The sequence below is a fragment of the Peribacillus glennii genome, assembly GCF_003429105.1.
Lineage (GTDB): Bacteria > Bacillota > Bacilli > Bacillales > DSM-1321 > Peribacillus > Peribacillus glennii.
On sequence record NZ_QVTD01000022.1, the window covers coordinates 103,855 to 111,817 of the forward strand.

General features: G+C 36.9%; 7 protein-coding genes and 1 pseudogene. 4 read left to right on the forward strand and 4 right to left on the reverse strand.

Annotated elements, in window-relative coordinates; all coding sequences use genetic code 11:
* Positions 1-79: 79 nt before the first annotated feature.
* Together D0466_RS20825 and D0466_RS20835 are read right to left on the reverse strand one after the other, a co-directional pair.
* On the reverse strand, positions 80-1,111 hold the full coding sequence (locus D0466_RS20825; RefSeq protein ID WP_117324432.1) for an NADH:flavin oxidoreductase/NADH oxidase: 1,032 nt from the start codon (positions 1,109-1,111) through the stop codon (positions 80-82).
* 336 nt (positions 1,112-1,447) lie between these two features.
* The gene (locus D0466_RS20835; RefSeq protein WP_101632885.1) at positions 1,448-1,882 is read right to left on the reverse strand and encodes a MarR family winged helix-turn-helix transcriptional regulator; all 435 of its coding nucleotides are present in this window, start codon (positions 1,880-1,882) and stop codon (positions 1,448-1,450) included.
* Between the two features lie 304 nt (positions 1,883-2,186).
* On the opposite strand from D0466_RS20835, the pseudogene D0466_RS20840 reads away from it, so the two are divergent.
* Positions 2,187-2,531 (forward strand): annotated as a pseudogene (locus tag D0466_RS20840) (type 1 glutamine amidotransferase domain-containing protein); the annotation flags it as partial.
* A gap of 212 nt (positions 2,532-2,743) precedes the next feature.
* Here the strand turns inward: D0466_RS20840 and D0466_RS20845 are convergent.
* The gene (locus D0466_RS20845) at positions 2,744-3,289 is read right to left on the reverse strand and encodes a glutathione peroxidase (RefSeq protein WP_117324434.1); all 546 of its coding nucleotides are present in this window, start codon (positions 3,287-3,289) and stop codon (positions 2,744-2,746) included.
* Positions 3,290-3,989: 700 nt separating this feature from the next.
* Between D0466_RS20845 and D0466_RS20850 the strand changes: the two genes are divergently transcribed.
* On the forward strand, positions 3,990-5,264 hold the full coding sequence (locus D0466_RS20850) for a hypothetical protein (protein ID WP_117324435.1): 1,275 nt from the start codon (positions 3,990-3,992) through the stop codon (positions 5,262-5,264).
* Positions 5,258-5,755 (forward strand): transposase, encoded by a 498-nt coding sequence (locus tag D0466_RS20855; RefSeq protein ID WP_117324436.1) that lies wholly within the window; start codon positions 5,258-5,260, stop codon positions 5,753-5,755. Before D0466_RS20850 ends, D0466_RS20855 begins: the two co-directional genes overlap by 7 nt.
* Positions 5,756-5,964: 209 nt before the next feature.
* On the opposite strand, the gene D0466_RS20860 is transcribed toward D0466_RS20855, so the two are convergent.
* On the reverse strand, positions 5,965-6,879 hold the full coding sequence (locus D0466_RS20860) for a hypothetical protein (RefSeq protein ID WP_117324437.1): 915 nt from the start codon (positions 6,877-6,879) through the stop codon (positions 5,965-5,967).
* Positions 6,880-7,082: 203 nt separating this feature from the next.
* Between D0466_RS20860 and D0466_RS20865 the strand changes: the two genes are divergently transcribed.
* Positions 7,083-7,949 (forward strand): Ig-like domain-containing protein, encoded by an 867-nt coding sequence (locus D0466_RS20865; RefSeq protein WP_117324438.1) that lies wholly within the window; start codon positions 7,083-7,085, stop codon positions 7,947-7,949.
* Positions 7,950-7,963: the final 14 nt, after the last annotated feature.

Below are 7,963 nucleotides of genomic sequence, written 5' to 3' on the forward strand. Positions count from 1 at the left end.
ACTTTACATATCTAGTGGAAAATCAAGAACAGGCACCACTAGGGCACTCGCCCTTGATTTTCCATGTAATTACTTTTTATTAATTTTTAGGAAAACCTAGATCGTATTGTCTTGGAATTCCTGTTTCTTTATGAAGAACAGTTGCAGCCTCCAGTGTCCAATAAGGATTTCTTAACATTCCTCTTCCGACAGCAACCAGATCCGCATCTTCATTTCCAATAACGGAGTTCGCTATTGATGGTTCATCCAATCTTCCAACGGCAATGACAGGGATATTAAGAGCTTGCTTAATGGCTCTTGCTAATGGCACTTGATAAGCTACATGTGTACCAGGTCTTCCATCTGCAGCAATAGGTCCTTCTCCCCCTGCACTCACATGAAACATATCAACCCCTGCTTTTTGATATTCCCTTGAAAATTCAATGCTTTCATTGATGCCATATCCACCGTCTACGTATTCTCTAGCAGATATTCGCATAATCAACGGCATATCCTCTGGCATTTCGCTCTTTGCAGCCTGAATGACATCTTTACCAAATTTCGTTAATTCCTTTCCATACTCATCTGTTCTTTGATTGGTGATATGGGATTGAAATTGGTGAATCAAGTAACCGTGTGCACCATGAAGCTCGATTACATCTACTCCAGCTTGAACGGCACGACGTACAGCCATACGGAATTTTTCAACCATTTCTTTTACTTCTTCTGTAGAGAGTGCTCTTGGCGTTTTTGAATTTGCATCAAAGGGAATCGCAGACGGTGCAACTGGAATCTCGGCATCTTCTGCTTTACGCCCAGCATGAGCAATTTGAATACCTACCTTTGCCCCATATTGATGACAAGCATCAACAATACGTTTAAGTTGCGGGATTTGCTCATCTGACCATAATCCTAAATCATAATCGGTGATACGGCCATCTGGATCAACATCTGTCATTTCGATAATGATTAAGCTCGCACCTCCAATGGCACGGCTAACATAATGCATAAAATGCCAGTCCGTTGCAATTCCATCCTTATTCGTTACCGAATATTGACACATAGGTGGCATAACCACGCGGTTTTTTAATTTTATTCCTTTGAGTTGAAAAGGGGTAAATAAATGATCCATGATATCAAACTCCTTCTTGGTGTATTAGCAAGAGTTACTTACCTCTATAGTGAAAAAAGCTTTACACCCATGCTCTATATAGGCGTATGTAGTAAATTTACGGTTTCCACATTCCTTTTTCACGAGGTTATTGTCTACTTTTTCGTTCAACCTAAGTCTTCCTATTTGTGATAGACGGATAACAAGCTATTAGTAATTATTTATTAAATGTATGCGCATGCATATAAAATAGCATGAAAAAAAACACTTCGTCAATTTAAATGATTTCAACCAAAAGATGGCATAACATGAACTCTCCCAAATTCGAAGAACTAGGGCATTTGTCTCATCATCCCATCATGGTTTTAATTGATCAAGTAATCGATATAGCTCTTCGCGAATCATATCTTGAGAAAAAGCCTTTTCAAGGGTGTCATGAAACGTAACAGTCGCCTTTTTAAGCTTTTCCTCTCCTTCAGGTGTTAAGGAAGTGAAGATGGCTCTACGATCGTCTACACAAATATAACGTTTTAATGTTCCACAGCCTTTTGCTTCAAATCGGCTGACCAGTCTTGACATGGCGCTCTGACTAAGTCCCACCATACTCTGTAATTGTTGTAACTTTAATTTTTTTTCGGGGGCTTCGGATAAAAATAAAAGAACATAGAATTCTTTTAATGATAATTGATGATTTTCTTGAAGTATACCTTCTAGTTCGTTCGTAATTTTCATTTGTATATGGGTTAAAGATAGCCAATTTGTTATCAATTGTTTGTTTTGATTTAATTCCATTCGTCCCACCTGTTCTAGGTTCAAGTTAGCTCTATACAAGCAATGCGTTAGCCCTACAAATTCATTGGTTTTCTTTTCTATAGTAACAAGTAAACATTTTAATAGTCAAATGGGACAATGTTCACTCGCGAGTGAACATTGAGAGCATACAGGACATCCTGCTTTTTGAAAAGCTCCATTGAAGGTTTTCTTACTTGTTTGGCTCTCTTGATGAAATGATTTTAAAAAATACGGAGATAATAAATTTTAGAATAGATGACTTATTTCCTCTTAAATGCACCCAAATTTCGGGAGGTAATACATAATGACCAATCAAAAGCGTATATTGTTTGTTGTTACCAATCGCACAACGATTACAGATGATCACAAAACGGACCTCTAGTTAGAAGAGTTTGCCGTGCCTTATCTGGTGTTTAAGGATAAAGGCTATGACATCAAGGTTACAAGCATTAACGGTAGAGAAGTACCACTAGACCCCAATATTATTGAAGAGAAACCTGAATGGAAGAAGGCAGAGGAAGAACTAAAGGATACTGCTAAGTTAAGTAATGAGGATGCAGTAGGCTTTGATGCTATTTTCCTGCCGGGGAGTCATGGTACGATGTTTGACTTTCCAGATAATGAAACGTTGCTTTATATCTTACGTAAATGTCAAGTAGTCCCGAAAACACAATTTTCATCGTGTATTTGGGGCTACTTGACATTTACCTCTATAGTTTTCTTAGAGATGATTTTTTCGCTGTATGGTTGGCTAACGGGGCAGGAAAATAAAAAAATCCTCTTTTTCACAAAAAGTAACATCTGTAAAAAGGGGGATTATAATTCATGGACAATTTCGAAAAAAATGAAACCAATCCAAGATTAGAGTAAGGTCTCGATATAGGGTTCCATTTCAAAAGGTTCAGTAGTAGATTCAAAACGATTTACAACATTACCTTCTCGGTTAATTAAGAACTTGGTAAAATTCCACTTAATAGAGTCACCAAGAAGGTAATGAGGATGACGCTCCTTAAGGATAGACATAAGTAACTTTGAAACAGGGTGATCCATATTGAAGCCTTCAAATGGCTTTTGACTAGTTAGGTATGTATATAAAGGATGTGCATTATCGTCACGAACATCAATCTTTTTAAATATAGGGAAGTTCACCCCATGATTTAAAGCACAGAACTCAGTTATCTCACCATCTTTTAATGGTTCTTGCTCTGCAAATTGATTCGAAGGGAAAGCAACAATTTGAAATCCTCTTTCTCCATATCGTTCTTGCAGTTTTTGTAAATCTGTTAATTGAGGAGTAAACCCACACTTAGTAGCAGTATTTACAATCAACAGAACATTGCCTTTATACTTCTCTAGACTCGTTGTCAAACCACTTGCCGTCTTCACTTTATAATCAAAAATACTCATTTTCGTAAACCTTCTTTCCTTAATTTTGCTTTTAATAAAATAGCTTATCAAATACCATGTAGAACGAATAACTATATTTTTATGTGATAATACTACCATTTTAGTTATGGTGTTCATAGTGATTTGCTCATTTATTATGATAAAATTAGTTCTTTAGACATGCTTCAACTAGGTTTGTCTTATAGCGAAAAAACACCGTGAGAGAGGTGCCTGTCACTCCCCGAATAATCTTGTTTCACAGAGTTGCATCAGGTTCAACAGTCAGCTACACAAACACAAAATTGACCAAAGGCAGGACATACTACTTCAAAGTAAGGGCGTACCGATCTGTAGGCGGTAAAAAATTGTACAGCGGATATTCCAGTTGCCTAACGTAAAACCCTCTAATTTCGAAAAGCGAAATTATTAACACATAGAACATGCATTATGCGCGCTAGTTTCCCATATAGGCACCTCCTATATGGGTTTTTTCTTGTTTAAATAAATCATTGAGGTATGCCACAAAAAGGATATGCCATTTTTGTCGACTTTATTAATGGCCGAATTGGATGTACCCCTTTTGTCTGTTAAAGTTCTTTACCGGTTGAAAATATATGAACCTTCCCAGTAATACCATTTACTAGTAACATTGTATAGATTTTGAATTTACTTATTAGTAAAATAGACTTATAACAGTTGTGGAACAAGGGAGATAAATGAATTGAATAAAAAATATTTACTAGCCTTAGTCATTCTCGCAGCAATTTTATGTGTTTCAATTACTCAGATGATCAATAAATCAGCCGTTAAAGAAGTATCGTCAAATGAAAACTTACACAATGAAAAAAACATAGAGGAGAAAAAGATTCAGAAGGAACAAAAACCAGCTAGTATCCCGATTGAAAAATATAATCCCAGAAACCTAAAAGAAGATGAAATAGGTATTTACCAAACCGACGATACAGTGAAAATCGTGACAGCACCTCTCGTAAAAAACGATCTTTTAAATGCTTCTATACAGCTACCCGGGGAATTCGAATTTTACGATAAAGAGACGGATTTCGAGAAGTTTGAAAGATCCAGAGAAAATGAGATAAATTACGGATATTCGATCAACTATAATGATTACGACAGATATTTTATTGCCACTGAAAGTAGAAGTTACGGTGTTGAAGTTGTAGGTGAGGTTGTTTATTTAGCGAATGGTGAAACAAATATCTCAATTCAAGATGTTACAAAATCTTCAATGGCTGCCTCCATTCGCGAAACGGATGAAATGAATCCGCCCGGACCCAGGGCAGTAGATGATGGACGCCCAAAAAATGATGGTTATGTATCTGAACTCATGATGAAATTGGGAGAAGGAAAAGCTGAAAGAATAGACAGAAGCCTCTATATACACCCTGTTTTAAAAAAAATGTCTGTGTTAGCTAAAGTGACAAATCAAAAAAATGGTCATACATTTTATGCGGGATTGCTAAAGAACGGACAGAAAATATACAATATCTCTATCCGTAGACACTCATTAAACGTAGGTGTTGATGATTTAGCTAATGAATGGGCTATCCTGGACACATTGCTTCCGCTTGATATGCAAGCGGAAGAAGGGACTCCGGACAATAGCAACACGGATTCTAATGATGTTATTAAGAATATTCAGGCTGAGTATAATCAAATCAATAGTCCTTCATCATCTTTTATTAAAGAAGTGAAAGCCAACAAGACGTTTTTTTATAATGATAATAAATCGTTACAAAAAGTTGTCGAGAAGTTAAATAGTCACACATATGAATATTACTTCACAAAAAATGGAGAATTATTTTTTGTTTACTGGATTGATCCCTCCAAAAATGAAAATCGCTTTTATTTTCATGAAGGGAAGATGATTCGCTGGATTCAGCCAGATAAAACAGTCATCGATCAAAAAGAAGGAATCTCAAATGCAGAATTTCGGGATTTTGAGTTTCAATGGTTAGTTGAGGCAAGACAATATTAAAAAGGGGGTGCCATGGTGCGCTTCAAATCCTCCAGCAGCTTCATGAAAAGATTCCGTTTGAAATTGCTTCCTATTGTTTAATGACCAACCATTTTCATCTGCAGATTCGTTCAGATGATGTCCCCATCTCTAAAATCATGTCACTGATCAATAAGAGATATGCCAATTATTATAACACCAAGTATCGTTTAACTGGACATGTCTTTGAAAAACGTTTTTTTGATAAAGTAATTGAAGACAAAGAAGGGATGCTCGAAGTCAGCCGCTATATACATCTGAATCCAGTAGAAGCACGGATGGTAAAGAAACCGGAGCATTACCCTTGGAGCAGTTATCAATTATTTTTGGAATCTGAATCAATACAACCAGCGTTTGTTAATACTGAGAGAATATTAGATTTTTATCTAGGGTCAGTGGAAGAAAAGAAAAAGAAATACTGTGAGTTCATAGAAGGCTCTCTATCCATCTCAGTAGGCTTAAACTATTTGTAATTCTATTAAGCGTGTATTATATACCTAAAAGGCCCTAACTCCTAGAAGGTGGTTAGGGCTCATTTAGATGCATCGCTACTTTCATTTCGTTGTCGCGAAAAAATCTATATAAGAATCTAACTGTACGGAGGATGAGAAATCTTCTGATCTATAACCTGTGAATATTGCGAAAAATCTCGGGGAGTGACAGGCACCGGTTGTTGTTTTCATTACTTTGTAATCGTAATATTCACTCCAACTCCATCACTATACCCGTTTGGTTCAATAGTCCATTTTGACACTCCTGGACTAACCGCTTGTAGTAATGATGAATTGTTTAGATGTTTAATCCTATCCCACCCAGCTGTAAACAACAGACGGTACCCGTAATATGAGCTGTCTTTTGGATTTTTACGGATAATACCTATTTTCTGACCTACTTTCATTTTGATATTACGATTTCCACTCAGTATGGTTTTATCACCCTTTTTCTCTAACATTAGGAAGTGTTTTGCTCCAATTGCTAGTTTCCTATCATCTGCTCCTGTGCCTTTTTGTTGGTGAAACCCTTTTTTGCTGTATGAGATCTTGTCAATTACAATCGTGTTATTTAACAAATACAAGGTGTTATTCGCAATGATCGCATTTCCACTGCTGTATCCACCATCAGGTCGCATTAGTGTTGTGACTCGCCCTTTATATTCACCAACCAACAAAGGCGATAAAAACATGCCGCTTCCACCATACGTGCCCAAAACAACCTGTTCTTTCCCTTTCTCCATAAAAGAACCCTTGGTAATGAAGTTATATGGTGAATCCTGCCCCGTTTCAGACTCTCGTCTAATAATTACCCATTTCTTTGTTTTAGTGTTGTATTGATGTACGTTATATATCGTATCATAGCTGTAAGTTTCATTATTAGGCCGTTCATATGTAGCAATAACTTCGGGAATACTTTTCCCGGTTAACTTGGCTGATACCACATCAACGGGAGTATAGCCGCCAGTTAATTTTTTATATTTCAATAACTTAATTTGGTTTGCTACTAGTTGTGAAGAAGAACTTGCAGCAGCATGGCTCGTTTGATTTGTAAATGAAAAAATAAACATTGTAAATACGAGTAAAAGCAATAAACGGTTTTTCATAAAAACTTCCCCCTATAATGATTGGAATTTTTATCCATAATTGTATCATACTTTTTACAGGAACCGTACAACAAGCTTTTTTTCATACTTTCTAAAAATGACAGGCATCCTGCTTGAACCAAACTTTTAGTTTCAATTATTCAAAGGAATTTCTCTACCGATAGTCGAATATACCTAACTATGCCATATAAGGAGTGTGTTTATTGAAGAAAAAAATAGTAAGTATAATTGGTGCTGGTTTGCTCACCTATTCCATTGCTGCCCCTCAAGCCTATGCAGAAAGTAATTCCCTCCAAACAGATCTCAACTACCAAAAGATCCGACAGCAAATTTCCCACCCTTGTAAGCCTGCTTTTGACCCTTTTAAGCGTGTACAGATACCTGGTTTTTCCAAAACCTCTGCAATCACCAAGAGTGATACAGACTATGATGTAGAGGACGAACCGAATGATTATGAGAATAATGCAAATCGAATTTCATTTAATAGGATGATGTTGGGGAACCTGCCTTATTATGATTTTGATGTATATGCATTGAAGGTTACTAAACCAGGCCTTGTTTTAGTTGGTGGCATGACGGAATCTCCCAATATTGATTTAATACATGCTTTATTTACAAAAGACATGGGGAATGATCCTTCAAAATTTAAGTATCTTGGTTTAGAAAGAGATGAATCTGCCGGTATCACCGTGATGGCGTATCGGGTATATAAGCCTGGAACGTATTTCATTTATGTAGCGGATGCAGACAATCAATACGGATATGACAATAATACTCCAGAGGACATTTATGGAATTATGGCATTCTGGGAAGATATCACCCCTCCTGCGGCACCGAAAGTAAAGAAGGTTGACGATAATGATAAATCAGTCAAAGGGACTGCGGAGGCTGGTTCTACAGTGACAGTGAAAGCTGGAAGCAAGACACTAGGTTCCTCTAAAGCAAACAGCAAAGGTGCTTTTTCCGTTACGATTAAGCCACAGAAATACAAGACCACATTGACGGTTACTGCGAAAGATAAAGCTGGAAACGTGAGCAAAAAGGCTACGGTTAGAGTGGCCAAACATTAAGCGATGGCTCTGCA